This is a genomic window from Methylomonas albis (assembly GCF_014850955.1).
GTDB classification, from domain to species: Bacteria; Pseudomonadota; Gammaproteobacteria; order Methylococcales; family Methylomonadaceae; genus Methylomonas; species Methylomonas albis.
Genome location: NZ_JACXSS010000001.1, coordinates 2,326,967 through 2,353,747, shown reverse-complemented (window position 1 = coordinate 2,353,747; position 26,781 = coordinate 2,326,967). Strand labels below are relative to the sequence as shown.

Here is a 26,781-nt window from a genome sequence, read left to right as displayed (position 1 = left end):
AAGCCTGGATTCAAAATCCCCAGAACTCGGTATCTTCAAACGAGAAAAACGGCGTGCTGGGAAGGTCGACGACCAGCTCGCTGAGCGGCATAGGCTTGTGTACGCCGTAGCCTTGCGCAAAATCAACGCCTATGGTTTTTAAAACTTCTCTAATCTCAGCGCTCTCAACGTATTCCGCAATGGTTGCCAAACCCAAGGAATGCGCGATTTCGTTCATTGATTTGACGATGGCAATATCGGCCTTATTATTTAAAATATCTTTAACAAAAGCACCGTCTATTTTTAAGTAATCGATATTTAAATTCTTTAGATACGAGTAAGACGAGTAGCCCGACCCGAAATCGTCCAAGGAAAATTTACAATCGAACTGCTTAATCGCTTTGATAAAACTGTTGGTTAAATAGAAGCTTTCCGCTGCAACTGTTTCCGTAACTTCAAAGATAAGCTTATTAGTCGGCACAGTGGTCGACTCTAAAACGCTTTTAAGAAACTCGAGAAACTCTTCACTATTAATAGACTGTCCCGACAGATTAATCGCAAATCCATCAATATTATCAAAATAACTTTTATTGTTCTCAATCCACAAAAGTACATTGGTAATGACCCATTGATCAATTTCCGGCATGCGTTTACAACGTTCTACCGCAGGTATGAAATGATCAGGCGGAATAATGTTGTCATTTTCGTCTTTAATGCCGAGCAGAATTTCGTAATGTTGATGACTGGCGCTTGTTTCATCTACAGCCGTAATCATTTGACAACGTAAAAATAATCTTTTCTCGGAAAACACCTTGTCAATATTACCTATCCACTCATATATTTTATTTTGACGTTTTAGGTTTTCATCGTCACTTGTAAAAAGTAACACATTGTTTGGCCCGGAGTGTTCTGCCGACATACTGGCAGCATCGGCATGCTGAAGTAATTCGTAGATGTCAAAATTACTGAGATCGAAAGGCACCAACCCCATACTAACGCCGATTGAATAGCTCTTTTCTTCCCATTGAAAGCGGGATTCACTGATAACTTTTATCAGGTGCTTGGATAAATCATATCCCGTATCTACAGAACACTCTTTATAGAGTACAGCAAATGACTTATCGCCGATTCGCGCGAATAAATCGCAATCGCGTAACTCTTTAAGAATTAGTTGCGTCAAGGTCTTTAAGAATTGCTTACCACCGTCTACGCCACAAATATTTGTAATGACCCGAAAATCCAACACCTCTATATGGCACAATAAATGGGATTTATTTTCAAGCTTGACTAGCTCAAGTTTAAGTTGTTTGATAAACTCGTCTTTGGTAAATAAGTCGGTTTCCGCATCGTGAGTCGCGTTGTAAACCAGTTTGCTATGCATGTTTTGCAACATTTGGTTAGTAGCACGATCCATTAAGGGTACGTCCAGGCTTTCTATTCTATTAGCACCGCCGTTTTCTAGTAGTAATGCTAGTTCGCTTTTACTAATCTCTAATTTTGTTAATCCATCGCGACTAACAAAAACGCAAATAGGTAAAACACCACCTATCCATATTAACTTCATAGGTTCAAAACCTTCAGAACCTCTATACATGATCAGCCATTCCCCTTCTTGCAGGTGTTCAACTTGCGCAGCCCATTTAGATTCGTTATTACTCGAAATGGATTTAGGTACGGGAATTCTGATGGTATCGATTGGCTTCCTCACTTTTGGCACGCCACTGCCTACCAGCAACGCAAACAATTCTTCAATAACGCTATCGCGTTTAAATAAGTTAGGACAAACCGTGCCCAAATTATCTTCGATAAATTTAAGTGTAGTGTGAATACTGACGGATTGCATATTCAAAAAAGACTCTTGTTCGTAAAGCCAACAAAGCAAATCGTCAATAACTTGGAGATATGAGGTTTTTTCTTCGGGATTAGCGTCCTTATTTAGTTCGGCGATCACTAAAAGATCTTGCCATCCAGCGCCAAGTAAGGTTGGAATGATAGAAGGTACGGCGCGACCGGCTATACGCTTGTCGACTTCCTGTTGAATGGCAAGTCTTGCCAGTTCAAGCTTTTGTTGGCCTTCGTATGGGTCGATGATGCGTTTAATATTGGTATCAGTGGATTTGGTTAATTGTTTCGCGACGCCATCCAATTCATGTTCGACTTCGTCGAACACATTTGGATTACTTATAGACTCTGCAGAAATTCGCGCGATCGCTTTTTCCACAGTATTTTTTATATTAGTGTTCTTTATGACTCTATTACTTTTTATCGCAGGTTCCAAAACAGCCAACTGATTGAGTATTTTGCGTGCCGGATGCGATTCGGTATCTAGAAAATCGTTTCCTTGTAATGGCAAGGACAATAAAGGCAAATAAATGCTTTCCATGTAGTTTTTAATATCAGTCGAAAACTCCAACTGACCAAATAGCGCATCAAAAAACTTACCATATAATTCAAGGCGCTGGGCATCATTCGCTGACAATGATTTTGCTTCAGGGCTATTTTCCTGTAATTTTTCAGTAAGGCTTTTGTGTAATGTTGCAGCATCAAAATGACTTCCTGTTTTGGCAGTTATATCATTATGGATCTTGGCAATTGCGGATAACACTTCAGCAGGATTAAACACAGCTTGGGTATGAGTGAGAGGGACGTCGCCTCCTTTATTTCCAATGTCCGTCGATATACTTGCTGTTTCACTTAATAGATTAAGTAATTTTCCTGAGACTTGAGTTAAAGGTTGAATGGCTTTGAGCGCAGCATGTGGCTCCGCATCTAAAAAATCATTGAAATAAACAGGGGTATTTTCGTTATGTTTAGTTTCGAAAGAATGTCGACCCTGATTACTATGCCCTGGCTTGACAGGCCGTGCAGACTCAAATTTTGTTAGATTTGCTGTTGCCTGCTTGTAAAATCCAGGTAATTCTAGAATTAAAGTTTTCTCAAAACAATTATAAATTGCTTTTTTTACATAGCTTCCTAATTCCAACTGCAGAAATATTTCCCTAAAACTATCACATAAAATCGCCGGGCCTATCGGGTTATTGATCGAGTTGTCAAATATACCAAACACTCTGCATAGCTCTCTTACTATCAGACTAAGCTCATCGTCAAAATAGTTTTTTAGCTTCCTAATGGATGTCGCCATATTTAGCCAATCTTCAAAATCTTCCTTTTCGACTAGTGAAAGCGACTCATGATATAAAATCTCTGGCGATTTTTCGGTGTTATTAGATATAAAATCGACTTGATATATAACAGAGCAACAAAACTCACTACTAATGATTTCTCTATTCAGTTTTAAGGTGGTAATTAAGTCATCGAAAGCCGAGGCGTTGGAAAAAAACTCAGAATGTGAATTTGCGACATCCAAACATTCACAGAGAGACTGGAAAAAACTGTCTATGAGTTGTGGTAGACTCTCTATTAGAAATTGCTTAAATGAGTTTTTGAAGTTTTCTTGATTTAAGTTTTCCGGCGAGCTATCAGAGGTATCAGGAATAGGGGCCAGCAATCCAGTACTTGCCATTGTTTTTAGTGCATTAAAAGTAGCAGCAGGCATATTTTCAATGACAACACCTACCCCGGATGTGCCTATATGTGTTATTTTCGCCTCTACCTCAAAGGCTTTTAGCTCAAACTCTAGCCGAATAGAAAAGCGAATTTTTAAGTTTTTATCTAATACAACTTCCGGGTGATTTTTATCTAAAACCAGATAAAACCCGCCACTACAAAAATCCAGAATACGACATGCCAGTGAATTAGTGTTCTCGATTAATAGCAAAGCCTGCAGATCTATCGCATACCTGATATAGCGACGTCGCTTGCTTTTTTTTATACTAGCAGACATAAATCAGAATAAATATTAAATCAAATTATTATAATATCGATTGCTAGCCCTATTAATTAAAATGAGCCCCCATAAACTCCAGCCAACGAAGTCAACGCATTGACGCCTCTAACGTTGACACTAATCTTAACACTATTCCATGCGTTGCCTAACTGAGTGTTCTTAGTAACATAGTGTTTAATTGCGTAAATGTGCTATTGTATTTTTTATTTAACTCCTCAGCCTCTATAAAGCTGGCACCTTTACAGACCAATAATATTCGCCGATTTCTCAGTGAATTCAGGGTCGGCACTCACACACCAACTGCGTGAGTGGTGCAAATAAACCTCTTGATTTTGCCCACCTGTCGCGCACTCTAAAATAATTTGAGCGCGCTCGACTAGTCGGCGCTCGGCGCTACGGCTGCGGACTATTCATTCCAGCTGTTGTTTTTGTTCGGTAGTCAGTGTTATTTCTAACGCATTTCAAGGCATAGTGCCTAGTATAGCCAATAACATGAGCTATTTACGCTAGATAACAAAACGACATTGCTTGATTTGATCAAGCAGTTGGGTCTTTAGCATTCACTACTTCAACGTCGTAGACATCAGCATTCAAGCGGATCTTTGAAATTCGTCCTATTTGCCAGACTCACACAAAAACCATCCTTCTAAAATGGCAAGAACACTAGCCTTGATAAGAATGAAATCAGTTTGCGCACTAGTCAAAGCAAGGTCCGGGTGCTGGTTTGTTTAATTCGGCGTATGGTCAAACTCCACAACCACAACCACAACCACAGCCATTACATACTGTTATGTTTTCAGAGGAAAGGCTCTTGTCTCCACCCCGGACAAGGTCTAACTAATACCCTTTGGTTGTTTATTTCGTACTCATGAAAAGGAATCCATCATGAGCCGCCAAGCAAGCCACTTCCGATAAAGTCGCCGTTTCTGGATAACGGGCCTATATTGGCCACAGGCAACCCCGAATTTCGCCGCTATAGCGCTACCTACATGCAAAAAGATAAGGAAGTTGGGCACTTTAGCGACGATTTGGCAATAAATTGTGCGCCATAGGGCTGGATGCGTATTTATCTGGAATAATTGCTTGGTTGCTCTTATCCTGTCAACACTCGCTTACTCCCCTAAAATAAGGGGACGAGGACAATCCGGCACAATGACTGCGGTATTTATGTGACGGCGAACGGATAAAAGCCCAGGCCCAATGTTTCCTGGTGTTCCATCTGGTGTGCGTTGATCTAAGCCTTAGGGATTAAGCACTGCAGCCGGCTCTGATAGGCGCAAAGTTAACAAAAGCCCCCAGAAAACAGCGGTCTAATCGCCGCTGTTTTTATGAATTGCCCTATCCTGGCTGCCCGTCCGGCCTAGACGACGTCAAAACTGGCGAATAATAAAATGCAAATAAGGAAAATGCCGCCAACCAGCAATAGGTAGACACCATCACCAAGCCGCCATACCAGCTTGGCAACAACGCGGGAAACAACACTCGAAACAGCGCGGCCAGATTAATCAGCACAAACGCCAGCGCCATCACATTCGAGGCTTTCAAGGCCCTGCCGGTATGGCCCAAAGCAACGCGGGCCATCATGCCCAGTGTCAAAATGCCAATGCCGCCCACGGTAAAAGCATGTAAAGCCAAAGACTGTGGAACGATGCCAAAAGCCGCTAAAGACACCAAGCCAAACCCCAAAATCAGCCAGCCATAGCCCACATACAAAACCCAAAGTAATGGCACAAACCAAATGCGCGGATGGTACCAGGCCGCCACTCGCACAATATTAATCACAATGGCAGCAACGGCAGTCACCGCTAACATAGCCCCGGAAATATTCAGCATCAGCAGGGCAAACACCGCCAGACTCACAACCACAGCAGCTATATCCAATGCCGGATTGCGAATACAAATAACTCCGGACAAACCCCGTTCGGTAAAAAATGGAAACACCCGGCCGGCAATCACCAAAATCATGGCCACGACAATCGTAACGACCAAGATCAGACCGAGCGCGGCACTGTTGCTGGCAAATCCAAGTACTTCGGCATGAATTAAGCCGTTGCCCAAGGTCAGCAATAACAGCAAAGCGATAAAAATCAGATTTTGGTAGTTACCGGTTTTTAAAATCGGCTTGCTAACAAAATATGCCAGCACCGGTAAAAATACAAAATCGACTGCGCCTATCAAGACATCAGGCAGCAACTCGGAATAAAACGGCAATACCCTGCCATAAATCCACAGAAAACACAGCGACGCTAGCTGATCGGGCGTAACCGTTTGCAAGCCGGTCCAGTTTCTAACCGCGGTCAGTAAAAACCCGGCAATCACTGCCGTGGTGTAGCCAAGCAACATTTCATGCGCGTGCCAAGTACTGCCGGTGAAGTAGTTATCGATATGCAGTGAACCGTTGGACATCGAACTCCACAGTGCAATCAAAGCCAGAGCTGATAAACCCGCCAGCGCGAAAAAAGCCCTAAAACCCATCGCAAACAGTGGATAATCAAAAACCGGTTTGTTATTCATGCAAACGCTCCTCCAGCCAGTCGATTTCGTTATTCGAGAAGCCGGCGATTATACGCACTTCTCGGTTAAAGGGCCCTTTAGGTTTGCCCTTAAAATAATTCATAATCAAGTCCTTGAAACACTGTTCGGGCTGTAAACCGCGTTGCTTGGCCAGGATATTGAACCAATAAGAACCGCGCTCCACATGCCCCACTTCGTCATTATAAATCCGCGTCAAAATAGCCACTCCAGGCTGATCTCCAATGACGTTTAGCTTATCCATCATGGCCGGCGTCACGTCCAAACCTCTGGCCTCCATGCAACGCGGCACTATCGCCAAGCGCGCCAAAATATCGTCCGAGGTTTCTTCTGCGTGCGACCAAAGCCCACGATGCGCAGGCAAGTCGCCGTAATCGAACCCCAAGCCAAGCAAATGATCGCGAATCAGCTCAAAATGCTGAGCTTCTTCGTCGGCGATGATTAGCCAATCCCGATAAAAATCGTCAGGCAAGCCGCGAAACCGGTAAATAATGTCCCAGGCCAAATAAATTGCCACGAACTCAATATGCGCCAGCGCGTGAAAAAAAGCCGCTTTGCCTGCATCGGAATCAAGACGTCGTTTAGGCATATCGCGCGGCATCAACAAATCCGGCTTGCTCGGAAATAGTGTATGGCTTATCGGCAATACCGCGCCTTCTGCCTGCAAGGACAACAGGCCGTTATCCAATAATTGCCTGGCTTGATGGGTTAAAACAAGTTTTTGCGCAATATCGCTATTAAATAAACAGCGCGCCGCGAAATCAGATATGCAAGGAGCCTGCTCTTCCAAAATCAAAGTTCCTGTTCTCACGTTAAACCCGATAAAAACATCCTATCCGAGAGCTATCTGCGCTAAATAATTGCACGAATCAATCTAATTAGTCTCTCGGGCCGAGATGTGTCGCCGGGGATAATCCTTAAATCTTATTTTTTAGTCATAAAAAAATAAACGGTTTGGCATTTCAAAACCATATTGTTACCGGCTTTTTCGATAGCTTCGCAGGTTTCCATTTTCGAACGACCGGGGGCAGCCTGTTTGACAATTTTGCCGCCTTCGACGGAATAATTCAGCACCGCGCGCATTTGATCGATTCTGGCGTGCGAGTCGGATTCATGGGTCATGCCTTCGATAGTGCCGTCTTCTTTAAAGGTCCAGGTGGTATTAGAACTGCGGGCCTTGCTGCCATCGCTGGTATTCGATTCTTTATCGATTGTCCAAGTGCCCAGAAGCTCGGCTTTGCTCAACTGTACTTCCGCTACAGCGTTAAAGGATAAAAGCATCAAAGCAACAACGGGGAGTTTAATAAATTGCATGGTAAAGCCTTATTAGGTATTTAGAGTGTGGGATTGTAGCATGGAGCTACGGGCAGGCCCTTTAAGTTAAAAACCGCCGCTATACTCAAGCCAAACTGCAGGTATTATTCTGCCAGTCATTTGCGGCACACCTACAATCGTTCATCAACGCAATTTAACGCCGCTAAAACCAATACTTGTTTGCTGAGATTATATGTCCCAAGACAACCTACATTTTACTTACCGCCTAACAGCCGATGACTACGACAGCGCGGATTTCCTGATCGAAGTCGACAAACAAAGCATGACGCTGATTTCCGCCGCACCGCCGCCCTATCCTTTTTGGACGGCACTTTCGTATCAACAATGCCGCAATTGCCCCTTAAATTCGGCGCAGTTTCCGCATTGTCCGGTCGCGGTTAATTTGGTGTCGTTGCTGGACTTATGCGGCCACCTGGTTTCACACAAGCAAATGACTGTAGAGGTAATCACCGATAGAAGAACCATACGCGGAGACACCACTGCGCAGCATATCGCCAGCTCGATTTTAGGCTTAATCATGGCCACCAGCCCGTGTCCGCATACCGAGTTTTTAAAACCGATGGCCCGCTTTCATTTACCACTGGCCGACCAAACCGAAACGGTTTATCGCGTAACCACCATGTTCTTATTGGCGCAGTATTTTCGCTATAAAGACCAACTGCCCTATTCGCTGGAGCTGGATCAACTGCTCGCGCTTTATCAAGACTTACAAATTGTTAACCTGCATTTAAGTCAACGACTAAAAACTGCGATTAGCGAAGATGCGGCTGTAAACGGCGTTATTTTGCTGGATTTATTGTCAAAATCGGTGTCCTGGTCGATAGAGGACGGCCTGGAAGAAATCCGGCATTTATTCCAAGGCTACCGTAATCCAACCCAATAGTCTGCCGGCACGTTAAGCCATTGAATGCAATAAGCGCCAAGCGGATGCAAGAGACTTATCAACGTCTACCTCTTATTTTTTCGGCAAAAACCGGGATCAAGCCCCATGATTTCCTGCCAACGCAATTCAGGGCGCGATAAAAACACCTGGGAATATCGAATGGCGCGCCGGAGTGCGACTGGCGCCCTGACAGCCAGGTGTTGGAGCCAACCCGGTCGGGTCATCTGGTTTTGCTGGAAATAACGAGCCAAGGCCAATGCGAAGGCTTCGGTCTCGAAAACCTCGTTGGAGACATCATCCCAAAAACTAGCCTTCCAAAAATCGAGATCTCGATCAGTCGCGCTCAAGCTTCGCTTTCCGGCTTTGGTTGGTTTTCCGTCCAGGTACCGGTGCGTCAGCTTGATGATCGCATCAGTCGCTGATTCGTCATTTTCGGTTAAATGTAGAAAGCGATCTTGATAAAGGTTGGGGATTGGCTCTGAAATCATCAGGTCTTCACTGATCTTGGTTAGGCTGGGTGCATTTTCAGCGTCGTGTTACCGACCAGCCAATGCTCCTGGACGATGCCTGCCTGATGCTGCCTTATCAGTTGCCAACAAGCTTGAATGATGGGGAAACGGGTATCCGATACCGCCTTTCGGCAGCTGGCGAGTTGTTTTTCGTAGAGTTTATGATTGGCTTTGCCGGGGTCGCTAAAATAGTTCTCCAACACTGCCATGTCCGGTGCAATCAAGCCGGCAAAGTTGGGATACGACTGAGCGATGCTTAGACCTTTCGGGTCCAGGTCACCCATCACCCAGACAGGCAACTGAAGTTTCTCGATCAGACTCAACACCGTGCCAGCCTGATAAATATGATCGCCACGAAACACCACCAACGGTTCGGTGGACGCCGCCGACTCATCAAGCTTAATAACGCCCAACTGATCGAAGCAGCGGTAATTCTCAACAATCCAAATGCTCTGATTCTCGACACCGACTATGCTTTCTAAGGGCATATCGCAATGACTGTTGTCCGGCAATCGATAGAGTTCAGCATTTAACTTGAGCGCCCTGCCCGGCAAGGCTTTAATGGCCAGGCGATTTTTCTTTACCGATTGTCCGGCCAGTTTTTCATCAATTGCCAGAGTTAAAGCCTGTTCGCGCTGCATACCGGCAAACTCGCTAGTAGCAACCTGCCGCAGATCGATGCCGGAGATTTTATTAACCAGCTCCCGTAGTTCCTGTTTGTCCTGGTGAGTCAGCAGTAGTTTTTTGGCTTGAGTCAGGCCTATGTTGTATTCCTGGTGAATAGCCTGCCAGGTTTGATTGAGCGGAAACAGCTCCCGTTCACTATCGATCGCGCGTGCAATGACCGCCAGCCATGTCTTGTTCATCTTTCGCCAGCCTGACAGCTCAGCAGAATGTCACAAATCTTCTTATTGCCGGTAAAGCCTGCCCCTTCACTCACCTCCCGCCATTCGACTTGCAGGGACTTATGTTGCTGTTTCAGGCATTCGTTCATCACGCACGCGAGCCAGATGCTAGGCTCGATATCAGTAGCAAAAATCTGTTGAAATGCCAGCGCCGATAATGGCCGGCCAGATTGTTGAAGGACTTTGGCCATATAGACCGCCAGTTGCTGTCGGTATTTGGGGACGTGTAGGGTCTGTTTTTCCGCAGGGTTTAATGTCACCGCGTTCAAACGCCGCTGCTTTTGTTTGGCTAGCAAGGCATCGCTATCGATGCGAATCTTCTGGGCAATCTCGACCAGGTCTTGCTCCACGGCGTGGTCCATGGGATCGGCATGCGCCGACAACGCTAAGGGTTGAATGCGATTCCAATGTTCAGGGATCTGATCGTGCTCGCTCCAGTCCAATGGTTGGTAATCGGGATTTTGCCGCAGATAAAACGCAAAGCCCTGAACCAGTTGCGCACGCACTTCGATTTGCCGCAGTTCGAACAGGAAAATTTTCAGCTTATCGAGGATGTCCTGCAGCCGTTGTTGATACTTTGGCAATAGCCTCAGTAATTGCCGCTCCAGCAGTTGATGTAACTCCGGCTGTTCCTCGACGTATTCCAGTAAGAACTCAGGCTGCAAGGCACTGATGGCTTTGACCAGCTTTTCCAGACGGGCAATGTAAAAGGTGTTCTGTTTTTGTTTTTCCGCCAGGGTCCGGACATTGGCAAAACGGCTGTTGACCAGCATCAATAGGTAACTGGTGTTTTCCTCCAGGTTGTCGGCCAAATCGAATACCAACCTTTGTATTTCCAGCAGGTAATGATCCACATCGTCCAACCGGTTCTCTCGCCACGCATCCTGGTACAAACCGATCTGCTGCTCCAGAGTATCGATCCAACTCGACAGATCGGTATCTAACCGACGGATCCGGTCGCTGCTCAAGGCGCTATCGAGAAACTGGCTTAACCGTCCGGCGATGCGGAAACCATCGTCGCTGTGATTAACCAGTACTTTCAGTTGTTTTAGCTGATTGAGGGTGCGTTGATTCTGACCGTCCGAGTAGATAGTGCCATTGAAATAGGCCTTGGCGATCAAGTCGCTATGATTGGCCAGCGCCTTGAACAGCCGCTCCAGGCTTTGTTCGGCCTGACTCAAAACAGACTCTCCTGGGCCACGTCATCTTCGTCCTGCGTGATCGGCAATTGCTCATGCTCTTTGATGAATTGCAGCGCCTGATAGAAATAATCCAGCTTGCCGGTCACTTGATAAATCAGGGTGTCGCGATTAGACAGATGTAAATAGCCCCATTGATCCAGGGTTTTCAGCAATTTTTCCAAACGGCTTTTAACCGCATCGTCGGTACAGACAAAATCTTTGAAGCGACCAAAGGTTTGCAAACGATCCGCCAGCCAAAGCCTGATTACTCTCGATGACCTGCAATAGCGCCCCGAAGCTCAGCGTATCGCCGGGCGACAAAGTGGTATCGCGATGCAAACAGGCCATCATCATGTCCAGCCATTCCACGACGGGCTGTAGTTCCACCCGAAACTGTTGAAATATTCGTTGAATATCGCGGCGGGCACTGGCATCGATTTGTCGATAGGCGGCATAATACGCCAGGCTGTTCTGAGTCTTGCTCAAGCGGTATTGCAAACGGCTCAAAAACTCGTCGACCTGTTGCGCGTTATCGGCCTGCTGCAAAAATCGAAAGCCGGCCTCGTCGCTGATTTCGCAAATGAACTCGCCTTGCAGCAGACGTTTCAGTAAGACGTCAAACATCAGCCAGCTCCCGCACCATGGGCGCCAATTCCGCGAGATAGGCGTCATCGATTTCCATCTCCACCAACTCGCGCTGGCCGACCACCTGATAACGGTTTTTGAACAGCCGGAGAACATCCGGATCAGGATCGGGAAAGGCGGACAGCAAGGTAATACCGTTATTGCTCAATAACTCCAGCAACACCTCGATATTGACCTGATGCAGTTCCTTTAGCTCATCCATCGGCCAGATGATGTTCAAGGGTTGGTCCTTGCGTATCATGTTGACCAGGGCAATAAAGAACACACATAAGATCAAATACGATAAGCCATGACTGGAGATTTGCTGTAATTCCTCGGCATGTGTCGCTTTTTTGCTGCGACCATTTTCGCTGACTATGATTTCCAGTTCCAGCAGACTGACCAGCTTCATTTCCACCCTGCCCTTGCCGGGCATTTGTTCTGCTACCAGTCTCACCATGTCCGCAAATGTCTCGCCAGGCAAACGGCCGTCACTGTTTCGATTCCAGTCATCGTATTGTTTGGTAAATGCGACGATCTGCTGCCAGTAGCCCAAGGACTGCACTTTTGAAGTCAATCGCCCCTGGATGCTTTCGATTTTGTCGAAACGGATATTGCTGTCGATATGCTTGGTTAGGCGTCTGGATAGGGAATCTATACCGCGATCGAACTTTTCCAGTGTTTGCTGATAATCTCGAATCATGGCGCCAAACAAGTTGACCTGATTGACCAACCAACTATGTAAATCCTGATAGGCTGTATCGTACCAATTCAATATCGGCGACAGCCAGGCGGTTTCGTCGCAGTCCAAACCGAGTTCACTTTCCTGACTGGCATAATACTGGGCCGGCCGGGTGCCTGGATAACGCGCCAAGGTCTGTTTCAAATGCCTAAGCTTTGCCAACAACATCCGACGCTGATTTTTGAAAGCCTCGTTCAAAGTGCGATATTCGTTTTGTAACAAGGCCAGGGTGTGCGATTCGTCGAAGCTGACGACGTTGGGTGCATAGCGGGCGTAGGCAGAGCCATCATCCAGCAATTGCTCCAGCGTTTTCATCTCCTGGTTCAGTTTCTGCAACGCGGCAGTCAGCCGTCCCTGCTCTGCTTTCAATTCGTTGCTGCGTTGTTGATAGCGTTGCATGGCGGCAGTAAATTGTGCCTCGGTCTGACGTAGCTCGGTAGTCAGTTCACGAGCCGCGTTGCACAATTCGGTATAGCCAGACCAATGCAGTTGCTCCCAACGCCGATAGTCGCTCACTGTTTCAGCGGCGGCTTTGGCGTCCTTTAACTGCTGTTTCAAAGTACCTATCCGGCCTTCGAGTTGTTGCAAGGCATCGACATCGATTTGCCGAGTCTTCAGGCTGTTCAGCCGTTGTTGCGCCAATTGTTGCAGGGCCTGTTGCTCTTGGCTGTTTAGCGCGGCAATATCATGCTTGATATGTTCGACTTGTTGTTCTGCCGCCTGTTTAATCCGCGCGATAGCGGTTTCCAGCTCGACAGCAAGCTGTTTTTCATCGTTTTGTAATTGCCGCTTCAAGCCATCCAGCTGACGTTTGATTTGGTTAAGGTTTTGCTCAACCGCTGCTTTTTCAGCCTGCAACAGCTGCGCGCGCTGACGTTTACTGTTTTCGATCTGCAGTTTCAAAGAGGTAAGTTCTGCTTTAATGGCGGTAAAGCCATTGTGCAGGCGTCCCTGTTCGGTTTCGGCTTGCTGACATTGCTTGCGCAGTTGAGTATCGGTCTTTTTCAAAGTGCTTAAATGTTGATCGGCCTGTTCGTCCAAACCGGTCAACTCGCGCAAGCGGTGTTCATGCACGGACAACAAAGCTCGGATTTGCAGTTCATCGGCCGCCAAATCAGCCGACAGCACATCCAGATTCAATGAGACCCCATACAATCCCGTCGGCTTTTCCAGTAATACCGGCTCCAGGTCGTCGCGCAGCAACAAATCCGGATTAACCACTTTGGCAATATCCTGCGTCCAACCGGGTTGATGTTCGCGCAAAAACCGCAACAAGGTATCGGCTTCGGTATCCAGTTGCCGCTTTAAATGCTTGATGGCCTCATCAATCGATTGTTTCTCGGCTTGAATATGACGCTTTTGTTCCAGCGCGGACTCGACATCATCCTGATTGGCTTTGATGCGCTTGTTGATACCCGCAACGTCATTTTTGGCTTCCTCCAATTTCTGATGCTGGCTTTGCTGAAGCTCTAACTTGGCTTCCCGGGTTTGAATTAATTCTGGATCAGGTTGGATTTGCGCGATCTGTGCATTCAGCGCCCCCAGCTTTCCCTGAACCTCACCGGCCGATCCATGTAGCTTTTCCTGTTCGCCATTATTCGCGGCTCTCAGTTGCTCCCTGACCTGGTTATGTTCAGCCCGATGTTTGGCTTCATCTTGACCAACCTCAGCCCTAACCTCCTGGATTTGCCTTTCGCACTGGTGACGCTGCTCGGCGTACCCTTTCTCGGTTTCGGCCTTGATCACGGCGAATTGGGCATTGATGTCCTGCACTTCAGACGTCAGCTTTTCGTAATGCTGTTGCTCCCGAACCAGACTGTCGGCAAAGACAGGCTGTTGCTCGGCCAGACGAATGCTGCACTGTATGTCCTTGGCGTCCCATTCGGCTTTTTCATTTTCCAGTTGGGTTTTCTGCTTCTCCTGACTGCTTAACTCGGCTCTTTGCCTGGCCAGTGCGGATTGCATCTCTTGTTCCTGAGTCTCCCAATCGGATTTCAAGGAATCGAGCGACTGCTCGGTATTCGCCAGCCGTTCTTGCTGCCCTTGTTGTTGCTGACGATAACGCTCTCTCAACAGTAACAGGCGTTTGTGCAGCTCGCCAAAACGAGTTTTGAACTGCTCTTGCTCCGTTGCCAATTGGCTCAGTTCAGCCGCCTGTTCCCGCTCGGCTTCGCTGTGTTGATAAGCGCGATATTCCTTGTACCAATCCTCCAATTTGTCCATGGATATATCCAAGGAAATGGAATCGCGGTTCTCGTCGATACAGTTGACCAGCATTTCCCGCAAGTCGGCGAAATCGGTCGAGCGCTGCAACATGCCGGAGACGATTTTTTCGATGTCTTTCAAACGTCGGCCAGCACTGCCCTGACAAAAGCTGTACCGGGCAATCAAATTGCGTAATTCCTGGCCCTTGCTATGCGGCAAATTCTGAATCACAGTACGATAGTCACTGCAGGACGTCAGCTGATTGCTGCAATTGATGTGGCGTTTATCCAGGTGGCGTTTCAGATCACGGCAGGAAATCGGGTAGCAAGAACCGTCGAGCCGCGTTTCCAGAAAATCGTCGCGATCGAAGCCCTTATCGACAAAGCGGTAGCACAGCCCTTCTTCGTTGAGTGATGCATAGATCACCACCATGCAGATTTGCTGGTCGCGGCGATACTCGAAAATGATATAGGACGACTCGTTAGGCAAATAATGCTTGGCAAAGCTTTCGGTGACCCGGCTTTTCGGCACCAACCGGCCTGGTCGTTCGCCGAAAAACAACGGAATCAGTCGCAGCAGTGTGGTTTTACCGGCACCGTTGACGCCGTTGAGGTTGGTGTGTCCATCCAGGCGCACCTCCTGTAGCGTACCGGGCTTATACGAGTCGATCAAAATCAGCCGAATCAATCCAAAACGTTCCATTCTAAATCCTTGCTTTATCGGGTTTGCATCAAGCCATCGAGCGTCAAGCCGCAACTCGGAACGAAAGCCTGCATGAAAAACACCACTTCGGGCTGTTGCAGTTCGTGAATGTTTTTGGCCAATTGCTGGGCGGCCATTTCAAACTCGGCATTGCCGGCCTTGAGCTCGGCCTGGCATTTTAGATAAGCAGAAATCTTATCTGCTGCTTTGATGATTTGCTGATACGGTTCCGGCAGCTTGTCGTGTTGAATCAATGACCGGAAGTCGTCGCGCAATGCGTCGGGCAGTAAGTTCAACAGCTCGGTTTCGGCCTGCTGTTCGATTTGCTTGTAGGCGCCAAGTATCGCCGGCGAGTGGTATTTGATCGGGGTAGGCAAGTCGCCGGTGATCACCTCGGTCACATCATGATATAGCGCGGCGGTGGCCACGGCATTGGCATCTACCTGTCCGTCAAAATAACGGTTTTTGATTAACGCCAGAGTATGGGCAATCACCGCCACTTCCCAGCTGTGCTCCATGACGTTTTCCTCATGGGCGTTGCGTTTCAAACCCCAGCGTTTGATCCATCTTAACCGCGAAAGGTAGGCGTAAAAACTGCTGCTAATGGTTTGCATCATGAGGTGTTGGCTTGCTAACGACTAAAAATATTCGGCATGACTTTATGGGGGTGCATCAATGATCACTGACGGCGATGGATTGCCTGATTGACAACAAAATCAGGGCTGCCGTATTTCGACGCCTATTTGTGTTTTTCCCAGTAGTCATCGCAATTCTGTATCCCTATTTTTCTGTTCCAATAATCTGAATTAAACGCTAAGAAGGTGTAACGCTCGTCATAATGTGCGGATTATCACCGAACACATATCATCAGGGTGAGGCGTACTGCACGACGCCAGCAATTGATTCTCTGGCGGGAGCGAGATCCAGCTTCAGGTCTGACCAATTTTCAGCCAATTTAAGCTTCCATTAGGAAAAACAACCTCTTGCTATGGTTTGTCACTATATTGTCACAAGCTTATCCACAGTTTTTGTGGATAACAGTTTCGATGCCCCCTTCAACTAAACTGTCACAGTTTTTGTTATAGGGGCAAGAGTCCAACGGAGCCTTGGACCTTAAGATTTATCTGTCACATCAGCAAGCCCATTATTGCCTATTTTCGCACGAATCCCCAAAGCCCCTTGATTGACTAAAAACCAGACACTAATTCTACTTTGTCAGATTTCCTCAACCGGTTGTTTGTCAACCAACAGGCGTCGCTCTTACGGGGTTTTGTTAGCGCAAATAATGCTGGTTTCATAATCTGACAAAGTAGAACTAAGCAACGCAATGAACAACAATTCTGATCCAATGTACGACCGCTATACTGATATGGACTTTGCCGACGCCAAGCCGGTTTCACAGGTACCAGCCTTAGCCGAACGACAAGCCGAACAGGGCAACAAGTCGCGCATCACCATGCGGGTGGATAGTGAGACACTGACTATTTTTAAAGCGCGTGAAGAAATGAGCGGCGGCAGTTATCAAACCTTAATTGCACCGGTATTAAAGCCACTGACTCTGTCACCGGCCGTTTGCGATAGCTGCACAGCTTAGCAGCCAATGTCCGGACATTGATGCCTTGCTGTCCGCATTACTCAGCCTGCGACAAACCGCTGCTTTGCCAACTTTCAATATGCTGACACCATTTCAATGTAACGGTCTTAGCCACTCCTGATCAAAAAATCACGGAATGCTGCGGGCGGCTCAATGAAATGGTGGAGGTGAGGTTTGTATGAATTACGCAGTTATAACTGAAGTTGCACGTAATGCAGGAAAATCCTTACAAGAAATCTTCAGATGACCGCAGAGTTTAAATCCAGCCCAATCCGCTGGATACAAGCTATAAACCATGTGGATTCCAGTGTCAAAGCGTTCGTATTGGAATTACCTTACATAGCTTGCCTATTTTTAAACATCTCAGTAAGTCTGAGCCGATTGCTATGATGGAAAATAAGAGTACATAGGCACTATTTTTAACCCGTCAACAAGCCCATCAAACCCTTCATCAATGCCAAAGGGGTTGGTGGGCAGCCTGGGATCACCATATCAACCGGAATAACATTCGACACGGCCCCACAACTGGCATAGGAAACCCCAAACTCGCCGCCGCAAGCGGCGCAATCGCCCGCCGCGACCACCCATTTCGGATTGGGTGTGGCTTCGTAAGTCCGCAACAACGCGGTTTGCATGTGCCGCGACACCGGCCCGGTAACCAGCAGCACATCGGCGTGGCGTGGCGAGGCTACAAAATGGATACCAAAGCGCTCGATGTCGTAATACGGATTATTTAGCGCGTGAATTTCCAGTTCGCAACCGTTACAGGAACCGGCATCCACTTCGCGTATCGCAATGCTGCCGGAAAAGTCCTTGTCGATACGGCGCTTGATGGCTATGCCTAGCTGTTCCAATTCATCGTCTTTTGGCTCTTTAAACGATTCGGTGATAACACCGACGGAAAAGATCTTCTTAAAAATTCTCAGCATGATGCTTGCCTATAAATCGTTGCCTGAATAGGAGCCATTCAGGGATTTGTTGCAGACAGGAAAATCCGGCACGATATTGTCCAGCACCAACTTTTCCAGTACTGGCCAGTTGAGTATGCTGGGATCACGCGGATAGAAGCGGGAGATTTTATTCTCGGCTTCGAATCGCACATAAGCTAAGGTCTCACCGCGCCAACCTTCGACAATGCCCAAGCCTTCGCTGCCGGCTACCGGCGTTTGCCACTCGGCGAGTATCTCGCCGGGCTTCAGCAAATCGATGAACTGCTCGATAAGCTTACATGCCGCATTGATTTCCTTGTGCCTTATCCAGAAGCGGGAGGCAATATCACCCTGATTTTCCAAAGCAACTTTCACCGTAACCCGGTCATAAGGCGCATAAGGCGCATCGCGACGCACATCAAAATCCTGCCCGCTGGCCCGACCGACATAACCGACCGTGCCGAATGCCGCGGCGATGGACTCCGATAAAAATCCGGCGGTGTACAAGCGGTCTTCCAAGGAAGAATTCAGATCCAAGGCAGTGATGATGTCCGCCAGCTCTTTGCGCAACTGAATAATGTCACGCTTGATCAAGGCACAATCCGCTTCAGCCACATCGTTTTTTACGCCACCAGGAAGCACGCAATCCATCAATAAGCGATGCCCAAACGCTTTAGCATTGGTTCGTAACCAGTTTTCCCGCAAGCGAGTGAACTGCATTTGTGCGAAGACAAATGCCACGTCATTACAAATCGCACCGATGTCACCCATGTGATTGGCCACCCGCTCGCGCTCGGCCAAGATACCGCGGATCAACGCGGCACGCTCAGGAATTTCAACGCCGGCAGCCTGCTCCATCGCCATGCAGGCGGCCCAGGCGTGGCCGACCGTAGTATCGCCGGACACCCGTCCGGCTAAACGCGCCAGAGATTCCGGGGTTCTGCCTTCGGCAATTTTTTCGATGCCTTTATGCACATAACCCAAACGTTCTTCCAGATTGAGGATCAGCTCACCGACCGCCTGAAAGCGAAAATGGCCGGGCTCGATAATCCCCGCATGCACCGGGCCGACCGGGATTTCATAGGTTCCCGTACCATGCGATTTAACGAATGGATAATCCATATCCGGTGGAGTAATCGCTTCCGGCGAACCTTGTACTGGAAAATCCTTGCGTAACGGATAACTGTGTTTGCCCCAGGCTTGATGCCGGGTCCAGCGACGGTTGTCGGGATGGCCGAGAAATTTGATCCCAAACATGTCCTGAGTATGGCGCTCACTGCGATTGGCAGCAGGATAGACAGTGGCTTGACTAGGCAATTCCAGTTTTAACGGGTTAACGATGCAGCGCAATAACAGGTAAGCCCCCTGCTTTTCAAACAGCGCATTAACAAAAAACTGCTCGTCATATTGTTCCGCCCAGCCAGCCGACCATCGCGGCTTTTGCCGGATGGCGTGTTCAGCAAACTGCTGCCAGTGTTTGCTGTCAATTTGCCAACAAGCTGTTTTAGCGCCGGCAATGAAAACTGGTTCGAGCCTAATCTCTGCCAAACCCAGCTGCTGCAATAATTCTTCGGTCCAGTTTGCAGTACTCATAACGGCGTACTCCCGGAGATCAATAGGGTCGCCTGTGAAAACCAGTTAGCCAGAAAACCGGGAATCGCCAAACCCAACCACAAGACCAAAGCCAAGTGAATCATCACCGGCCATAAGTTAGCCTTGACCGGCATTTGCCCTGCGGGCTGTTCACCGTAAACCATAGGTTGGATGTGTCTGAATAAACCGGCGAAGGCGATACCGATGCCCAACAACAGCAACGGCGCCAACCAGGGATAATTGTGCATGGTCGCCAGCAACACCAGAAATTCGCTGGTAAACACGCCAAACGGCGGGAAGCCGGCTATCGCTACCGTACCGATTAGCAAGCCCCAGCCAATTTTGGGCTGGGTTCTGATCAAGCCGCGTATTTTTTCCATGCTTTGCGTACCGGCCAATTGCGAGGCATGGCCGACGGTAACGAAAATTGCCGATTTGGTCAGCGAATGCACCGTCATGTGCAGCAACGCCGCAAACGTCGCCAAGGGCCCGCCCATGCCAAAGGCAAATGTCATGATGCCCATGTGTTCGATGGATGAATAGCTGAACAAGCGTTTGATGTCTTTTTGACGATGTAAAAATAAGGCTGCCACCAAAAACGACAACAGGCCAAAACCCATCATCAGCAGACCGGCCATATTGGTATGCGTCGCGCCATCAACCAGCATTTTGTTACGGACCACCGCATACAAAGCATCGTTCAACAACAAGCCGGATAGCACCGCTGACATGGGGGTCGGGCCTTCGGAATGCGCATCCGGCAACCAGTTATGTAAAGGTACCAGACCAATTTTGGTGCCGTAACCGATCAACAAAAATACAAAAGCAATTTCCAGAATTTCCGGGTTCAATTTATCGGCATTTTGATATAGCACCGACCAGAGCAAGGCATTTTCGCCATCGCCGATTTGTACCGCGGCGTAATACAGCAAAATGGTACCGAACAAGGCCTGGGCAATGCCGACGCCGCAGAGAATGAAATACTTCCAGGCCGCTTCGATGGACTCCGGCGTGCGATACAAACTGACCAGCAACACCGTCGCCAGCGTCGCGCCTTCCATCGCCACCCACATTACCCCCATATTATTGGTGGTCAACACCAGATACATCGCCAACATAAAGCCTTGATACATCGAGTAATACAACCTCAAGCGTCTTTCCGTGAGCCGGCCCAGTTGTTTTTCGTGTTCCATATAAGGCGCGGAGAATATCGCGGTGGTAAAACCGATAAACGCCGTCAGCACGATCAGGTAGACATTAAACGAGTCGACCATAAAGGCCAAGCCGGTGGAAAAAATGCTGCCCACATTAAGCACTTTGACCGCCAGCCAGATAGTCGCCAATAGGCTGATGCCGTTGAACCAGATATTCACTTTACCGGTGTCAATTTTGTGGATGGGAAATGCAAAAAAGACGATGCCGACAAAAGGAATCAGCAATAACAAATAGGCGGCAATCATTGATCCACCTCATGTAAGCGGTTTAGCCGGTCAACATCCAGCGAATCGATACTGGTACGTATATGAAAGAAAAAGATGCCAAACAGCACTGCCGCTACCAGCACGTCAAAGGCCACTCCCAGCTCTACCACCATGGGCATGCCCTTGGTAGCGACAATCGCGGCAAAGAACAAACCGTTTTCTATCGACATAAAGCCCACCACATGCGCTACGGCCTGACGATGGGAAATCATTAACAACATCCCCAGCAACACCACTGAAAGACTGACCGCCAGCGCATTTACCATGATCGTCGACGAGGTTTGCACAATCGGATGCAGCACGTAATAGCTGAACACCATCAAACTGGCACCACCCAGCATCACCGCCGTATTGTTCTTTAAGGCTTCCACATCGCGGTGCATGTTCATTTGCAACACTTGCCGCCTTAACATCCAGGGGATGAAAACCACTTTCAAAACGAAAGTCAGTACCGCCGAAATATACAAATGGTGATTATTGAGGCTGTAGGCCGCCAGCGCGGTGGTCAGGGTCAGCAACAAACCCTGTACGGCAAACACGAATATCAGTCGCAACAAGCGCCCCTGCCCCAACATCAGAAAAGACGTCAACCCCACCAAGGCAGCCATCGACAAAATGGCCTGGGTATAAAAATCCTGTTGTTCGATATTCATTAGCGTGACGCCTCCAGAATGATGTGGCTCAACATACCCAGCAGTCCCAGCAAATAAGCAAAGCTGAGATATTCCTGGACGCGGAATAAACGCATTTTCGCCACCAAGGTTTCGGAGATTGCCAGAATCACCGACAACACCAACAGCTTACCGATGATCGCCAGTAAGCCATAGCCCAACGCTTCAAGAGAGAAACTTTGCGCGATGCCCCAAGGGAAAAAGATATTGGCAATCAGCACGCCGTACAGCATCAGCTTCAATTGACTAGCCCATTCGATCAGCGCCAGATGCCGGCCGCTGTATTCGAGTATCATCGCTTCGTGAATCATGGTCAGCTCCAGATGCGTCGCGGGATTATCGACCGGAATACGCCCGGTTTCGGCAACGGCCACCAGGACCAGGGCAAATAAAGCAAATACAAACGAAGGCCGCAAAACCAGACCTTCATTGAGTACATGTTCTATCGCAAACGATAAATTAGTGGTCGATGCAGTCATGGTCAGGGTGAAAACCGCCATCAACATCGCCGGTTCGGCTAATGAGGAAATGGTCATTTCCCGCGACGACCCCATACCGCCGAAGGCGGTGCCTATATCCAGACCGGCGAGCGCTAGAAAAAAACGGGCAAAAGCAAAGAAACCGACCAGCACAATCACATCGGCACTGGCTGCGGTGGGTAAATCCACCGCAATCAACGGCACTACCGTAGCGGCTAGCACCATTGCCGAAAAAATGATGTACGGGGCGCGAGTAAAAATCCACGAAGCATGTTCCGCTACTACCGGCTGCTTGCGGGTCAACTTAAGCAAATCCCGGTACGGCTGCAGTAACGAGGGCGCTTTGCGATTTTGCAAATGGCATTTGCACCACTTCAGCCAGCCGGCCAGCAAGGGCGCCAGCATGACAAATAGCAAGGTTTGTAAAACGGCAACGAACCAGTTCATCAGCTGATCACCCACAACATAAGAATTAACGTGGCAAACGAATATCCCAGGTAAACGCGGATATTTCCGGTTTGAATACGACCCACCTGCTTAGCTAGTTTATTTACGCCCTGCGCAATCGGCTGGTACAACAACGGCCAACTGTGATCCTGAACCTGCAATTGATAATGTATGGCAGCCACGTCCATCTGCATGGCACCTTGAATGTCTTTTTTGATTTGTTCGTCTATCAGCCAGACTTTGGCAAAAATACGTCGAAACGGCATAGTGAAAGCGCTGCAGCTGTATTGCATGCGCGGTGTTAGGCCGCCAAACCCGCAATCCCAGGCCGCCGAACGGCGCATGGTTTTCAGTTCCGGGTTACGGCGCAAATACCAGAAGCTGATGCAGCCGGCGATCAGTACGCCAATCAACACCAAAGGCGGAGCGTAAGAGGCCTTGTGCGCAGAAACCGGCGCCAGCCACAACCAGCCCAGCGCCGTATCATTGGGCAGAGATTGGCCGAGCAACTGGCTTGCAACGTCATTGAGCAAATTGATGATCAAGCTGGGAAAAATCCCGAAGAAAAAACAGAGCCCCGCTAACAATGTCGGGCCGGCCAACATGGTTTTATCCGTTACTTCGTGGGCTTTTTCGCTGTTGCGCGAACGCGGTAGACCAAGAAAAATCATCCCGAATACTTTGACAAAACAGGCCGCAGCCAGCGCTGCGGTTAATGCCAAGGCTGCGGCCGACACCGGGATCAAGCTGCGCAATACGCCGTTATCCAATACATCAACCTGCAATGCTGTCTGGAAAGCCAGCCATTCCGAGACGAAGCCATTAAATAACGGCAATGAGGAAATACTCATGCAGCCCACCAAAAACAGAAAGCTGGTCTTAGGCATACGTTTGATCAGACCACCCATGGTATCGATATTCAAATCGTGGGTTTGATGCTGCAGTATCCCCGCACAGAGAAACAACAGGCTCTTGAACAACGCGTGGTTAAAGGCGTGAAACAGCGCAGCCAGAAAACCCAAAGCGGCCAGTTGTGGATGCCCATTAGCCATAAATATCATAGCCAAGCCCAGCACCATGAAAATGATGCCGATGTTTTCTACCGAACTGTAAGCCAGCAAGCGCTTTAAATTGGGTTGCATCATGGCGTACAAAATGCCGCCCAATGCCGAGATCGTACCCAGCACCAATAACACCACGCCCCATTGCCATTGCACTTCACTGAGCAAATCAAAACAAAAGCGGATCAAGCCATAGACGGCCACTTTCAGCATCACGCCACTCATCAATGCAGAGATATGCGAAGGCGCAACAGGGTGGGCTTCCGGCAGCCAGACATGCACTGGCACCAAGCCAGCTTTCATGCCAAAACCCAGCAAGGCCAACATAAAGGCAATACTCGCCCAGCTTGATGACAATGTGGCCTGGCGCAAGGCGTCAAAGGTAAACCCGTCGGCAAAACTCGCTAACACCCCAAAGCCCAAAATAATCGCCAAGGCACCGACTTCCGCCATCAATAGGTAAACAAATGCCGCGCGACGATTGGCGGCATGTTCATGCTGAAACGCCACTAAAAAATAACTGGCAACCGACATCAATTCCCAGGCAATCATGAAAAAGAAAGCATCATCAGCCAAGAGGACCAGCATCATGCCGGCCACGAATAATCCGGTGAACAAACCCAACATGGCAAACGGATGCTGATGCTCCTGGTAAGCACTGACATACGCCGGCCCATACAGGCTGACGGCGATGACGGCAATGCCAATGATCAGAAAGAAAAACCCCGACAGCCCATCAAACCGCACATGCCAGGGTAGCCAGGGCAAACCTAAAGGGATTTGGTCGGTTATTGCCTGTTGACTAATCAACACCGCCAACCCCGCTAGCACGGCAAAAATACCCGACAAACTTAATAAGGCAAATACCGCCTGCCTTAATAGGCCGGGATAACGGCTCTCGGTAAAGGTGTTATCCAACAAGGTTTGATGGCGTTGACTGTCTGGAAATTTGGCAAAGTAATGCTGACTCAACTCGATTAGCATGCCGCGTTGATTGCTCATCAACGCCAGTAATCCGGAAGCAAAGCTAAGTAAAACAGCAAGGTACGCTAAATCTAAAATCATAATTGGGTCTGCTCGTGTGGCGTTTCATGATGCTCATTATGGCTCTTACATAATATGGCGTAGCGCTTATTCAAGATCTTAAGCAGATCGACGCCGATGTCATCCCAAACAGATTTTGCAGCCAGCATAGTGAGGCAGCCACAATGACCATCGATTTTGCCGACGTGTTTGCCATGGGCCAACAAGACCTTTTGCAATATCCTGATAGCATTGACTGGTCCTTGATCTAGCAATATTTGCAGCATCAGGGGTGTATGGCCACCGGCAACTTGTCGATAGCCGTGTCGTGTAGATGCTGACAGGTATAAATTTGCAGCGCGGTTTGGCTGTCGATATTCTGAACAACGGCAGCCACACATTTTTTGCCTAGCCCTGCTTCAAGTATAGCTAGGTCGATGCCGCATTTTCTTGGCCCATATTGGTGTCAGAATAGTCGACATATTCACTTTGTTATTGAATGATGGCATTGATGACCTCAAGCTATCCCGATTGATACGTTTTAGGTCTGTAAGTACGAGGTGGCTTTATGTCCCTGGTGATAGCCGAACCATCAGGTTCTAAACGTCACCCGTAACGATTCGGGAATTCGGCTCAAGAAATCAAATAAGTCGACTCGGGCTCCTCTGCTGCCTCCAGTATCTGCTTCATGCTGACTTTATCGTAGCCGCCGGAGAGCAACACAATGAAGCGCTCGCGGAGCATAGGGCTTTGTCGGGAGCGCAGGATAATATTATTGGCGTCTTTTTGTTCCAGAATCCGATACCAGTTATAAATCATATGAAAAATCCGTCCCATCGGCTCTCGAATACGTTCCTCGTAAGCACTCAATCGATCAGCGCTTAAATCGCCATGAGCGAAACCGTCCAAAATCGCATCGGCTGCGTAAACGCCTCCGCGCATTGCCAGCGTCACGCCGGCCGAAAACACCGGGTCGACAAACATCGAGGCATCGCCGACCAACACAAAGCCGTCGCCGTGAAAACGCTCATTCATATAACCAATCGAAGCAATAGTTTTGACTTCCATGGCTTGCTCAGCCCCTTCAAGCCATTCGCGCACACAAGCACAACTCGCGATAGCTTTCTCGAAGCGCAGCTGCGGAGAATCGCCCAGGCTTTTCGCAAAACGGCTGTCCAATACCACGCCGACGCTGGTGATATTGTTCCTTAACGGGATATACCAAACCCAACCGCCATCAATGGTATGGATGTCAGTCGTCACCGAACCGTCCATCACCTCGCCAAAATTGATAAATCCGTGAGGATTACGACGAAAGCCACCTTTAAAATGCGCGAAATGGGCGATTTTATTCAGTTCGGGTAAGGGGCGGCGCCAGTTCAGTTTGCGGGCGATCATGGATTCCCGGCCGGATGCGTCTATCACTACCGATGCATGAATAGGCAAGGGTGTCGTAGCATTTTTCCCGGCGCTGACGCCAATGGCTTGTTCGCCATCGAATAATATGTCTGCGACCGACCATTCGCGACGTACGTCAACACCGCATTCGGCTGCGTGCTCCAGCAGGATTTCATCGAAGCGAGCGCGTTCGACGTGATAGGTATACGGCCGTTCGAAATACCCTGGATATTCGGCGGTCAGCAGCAAAACATCGGGTTTTTGGTTGAACATGCCAAAATTGGCACCCTGTTTTACCGTAAAACCCTCGGCTTCAATTTTTTCGGTGACGCCCAGTCGCCGCCAGATTTCCCAGCAAGCCGGCAACAAAGATTCTCCTATCTGAAAGCGGGGGAAACGCGAACGCTCGAATAAAACCACGCGCTTGCCTGCCTTGGCTAACATGATTGCCGCGCTGGTTCCAGCGGGCCCGCCACCAATCACTGCAGCATCGAAGCGTTCACATTGCGACATTGGGTTGCACCTTAATCTGGGAGTGATTGTTTAATACCATGATTGCTTTGGCTGAGGAAAGATTGTCATTAGGCGATCCGGAATAGCAGTTTTATAGCCAGGCAAATGTTGGCATCGTGTGTTCAAACGTAATTTTGCAATAATACCT

The 26,781-nt window shown here is 48.4% G+C and carries 20 protein-coding genes; 2 read left to right on the top strand and 18 right to left on the bottom strand.

The annotated features are described in order from the left end of the window. Positions 1 to 10: 10 nt before the first annotated feature. The 4 genes from EBA_RS10830 to EBA_RS10815 form a co-directional block, all read right to left on the bottom strand. Positions 11 to 3,823, bottom strand: coding sequence for a DUF1631 family protein (locus tag EBA_RS10830; RefSeq protein ID WP_192374730.1), 3,813 nt, complete (start codon positions 3,821 to 3,823; stop codon positions 11 to 13). 1,341 nt (positions 3,824 to 5,164) lie between these two features. Beyond that, positions 5,165 to 6,340 carry an NnrS family protein gene (locus EBA_RS10825; protein WP_192374729.1) on the bottom strand — a complete coding sequence of 392 codons (1,176 nt, stop codon included), beginning with the start codon at positions 6,338 to 6,340 and terminating at the stop codon, positions 5,165 to 5,167. Continuing rightward, on the bottom strand, positions 6,333 to 7,169 hold the full coding sequence (locus tag EBA_RS10820) for a ferritin-like domain-containing protein (protein WP_192374728.1): 837 nt from the start codon (positions 7,167 to 7,169) through the stop codon (positions 6,333 to 6,335). The genes EBA_RS10825 and EBA_RS10820 overlap by 8 nt, the downstream gene beginning before the upstream one ends. A gap of 113 nt (positions 7,170 to 7,282) precedes the next feature. After that, positions 7,283 to 7,672 carry a hypothetical protein gene (locus EBA_RS10815; protein ID WP_192374727.1) on the bottom strand — a complete coding sequence of 130 codons (390 nt, stop codon included), beginning with the start codon at positions 7,670 to 7,672 and terminating at the stop codon, positions 7,283 to 7,285. 193 nt (positions 7,673 to 7,865) lie between these two features. Here EBA_RS10815 and EBA_RS10810 point away from each other — a divergent pair, with 193 nt between their 5' ends. Beyond that, complete coding sequence (locus EBA_RS10810; protein WP_192374726.1) at positions 7,866 to 8,576, top strand: DUF6901 family protein; 711 nt, start codon at positions 7,866 to 7,868, stop codon at positions 8,574 to 8,576. 508 nt (positions 8,577 to 9,084) lie between these two features. On the opposite strand, the gene EBA_RS10805 is transcribed toward EBA_RS10810, so the two are convergent. From EBA_RS10805 to yfbR, 6 genes are read right to left on the bottom strand one after another with little or no spacing between them, the layout of a single operon-like run. Continuing rightward, positions 9,085 to 9,951 carry a DUF7281 domain-containing protein gene (locus EBA_RS10805; protein ID WP_192374725.1) on the bottom strand — a complete coding sequence of 289 codons (867 nt, stop codon included), beginning with the start codon at positions 9,949 to 9,951 and terminating at the stop codon, positions 9,085 to 9,087. Continuing rightward, positions 9,948 to 11,171 (bottom strand): hypothetical protein, encoded by a 1,224-nt coding sequence (locus EBA_RS10800; protein WP_192374724.1) that lies wholly within the window; start codon positions 11,169 to 11,171, stop codon positions 9,948 to 9,950. Before EBA_RS10800 ends, EBA_RS10805 begins: the two co-directional genes overlap by 4 nt. Further along, on the bottom strand, positions 11,168 to 11,413 hold the full coding sequence (locus EBA_RS10795; RefSeq protein ID WP_225616161.1) for a hypothetical protein: 246 nt from the start codon (positions 11,411 to 11,413) through the stop codon (positions 11,168 to 11,170). Before EBA_RS10795 ends, EBA_RS10800 begins: the two co-directional genes overlap by 4 nt. After that, entirely contained in the window at positions 11,361 to 11,795 is a 435-nt protein-coding gene (locus EBA_RS10790; RefSeq protein WP_225616146.1) for a DUF2490 domain-containing protein, read from the bottom strand. The genes EBA_RS10795 and EBA_RS10790 overlap by 53 nt, the downstream gene beginning before the upstream one ends. Continuing rightward, on the bottom strand, positions 11,788 to 15,444 hold the full coding sequence (locus EBA_RS10785; protein ID WP_192374723.1) for an ATP-binding protein: 3,657 nt from the start codon (positions 15,442 to 15,444) through the stop codon (positions 11,788 to 11,790). The genes EBA_RS10790 and EBA_RS10785 overlap by 8 nt, the downstream gene beginning before the upstream one ends. 14 nt (positions 15,445 to 15,458) lie before the next feature. Further along, complete coding sequence (gene yfbR / locus EBA_RS10780) at positions 15,459 to 16,058, bottom strand: 5'-deoxynucleotidase (RefSeq protein WP_192377255.1); 600 nt, start codon at positions 16,056 to 16,058, stop codon at positions 15,459 to 15,461. Positions 16,059 to 16,771: 713 nt separating this feature from the next. Here yfbR and EBA_RS10775 point away from each other — a divergent pair. Further along, positions 16,772 to 17,038, top strand: coding sequence for a BrnA antitoxin family protein (locus EBA_RS10775; protein ID WP_225616143.1), 267 nt, complete (start codon positions 16,772 to 16,774; stop codon positions 17,036 to 17,038). A 419-nt stretch (positions 17,039 to 17,457) separates the two neighbouring features. Here EBA_RS10775 and EBA_RS10770 read toward each other — a convergent pair whose 3' ends face one another. The 8 genes from EBA_RS10770 to EBA_RS10735 all read right to left on the bottom strand — a co-directional run bounded on the left by EBA_RS10770 (position 17,458) and on the right by EBA_RS10735 (position 26,633). After that, a complete protein-coding gene (locus EBA_RS10770; RefSeq protein WP_192374722.1) occupies positions 17,458 to 17,967 on the bottom strand; it encodes an NADH-quinone oxidoreductase subunit B family protein in 510 nt (169 codons plus the stop codon). A gap of 9 nt (positions 17,968 to 17,976) precedes the next feature. Beyond that, the gene (locus EBA_RS10765) at positions 17,977 to 19,560 is read right to left on the bottom strand and encodes a hydrogenase large subunit (protein ID WP_192374721.1); all 1,584 of its coding nucleotides are present in this window, start codon (positions 19,558 to 19,560) and stop codon (positions 17,977 to 17,979) included. After that, positions 19,557 to 21,020, bottom strand: coding sequence for a hydrogenase 4 subunit F (locus tag EBA_RS10760; protein WP_192374720.1), 1,464 nt, complete (start codon positions 21,018 to 21,020; stop codon positions 19,557 to 19,559). Before EBA_RS10760 ends, EBA_RS10765 begins: the two co-directional genes overlap by 4 nt. Continuing rightward, complete coding sequence (locus EBA_RS10755; RefSeq protein ID WP_192374719.1) at positions 21,017 to 21,694, bottom strand: formate hydrogenlyase; 678 nt, start codon at positions 21,692 to 21,694, stop codon at positions 21,017 to 21,019. The genes EBA_RS10760 and EBA_RS10755 overlap by 4 nt, the downstream gene beginning before the upstream one ends. Next, positions 21,694 to 22,638, bottom strand: a complete 945-nt coding sequence (locus EBA_RS10750) for a respiratory chain complex I subunit 1 family protein (protein ID WP_192374718.1) — start codon at positions 22,636 to 22,638, stop codon at positions 21,694 to 21,696. The genes EBA_RS10755 and EBA_RS10750 overlap by 1 nt, the downstream gene beginning before the upstream one ends. Then, entirely contained in the window at positions 22,638 to 24,764 is a 2,127-nt protein-coding gene (gene hyfB / locus EBA_RS10745; RefSeq protein WP_192374717.1) for a hydrogenase 4 subunit B, read from the bottom strand. The genes EBA_RS10750 and hyfB overlap by 1 nt, the downstream gene beginning before the upstream one ends. Next, positions 24,761 to 25,009 (bottom strand): hypothetical protein, encoded by a 249-nt coding sequence (locus EBA_RS10740; RefSeq protein ID WP_192374716.1) that lies wholly within the window; start codon positions 25,007 to 25,009, stop codon positions 24,761 to 24,763. Before EBA_RS10740 ends, hyfB begins: the two co-directional genes overlap by 4 nt. Before the next feature lie 346 nt (positions 25,010 to 25,355). Then, positions 25,356 to 26,633: an NAD(P)/FAD-dependent oxidoreductase gene (locus tag EBA_RS10735; protein ID WP_192374715.1), complete on the bottom strand. Its 1,278-nt coding sequence runs from the start codon at positions 26,631 to 26,633 to the stop codon at positions 25,356 to 25,358. Positions 26,634 to 26,781 lie beyond the last annotated feature (148 nt).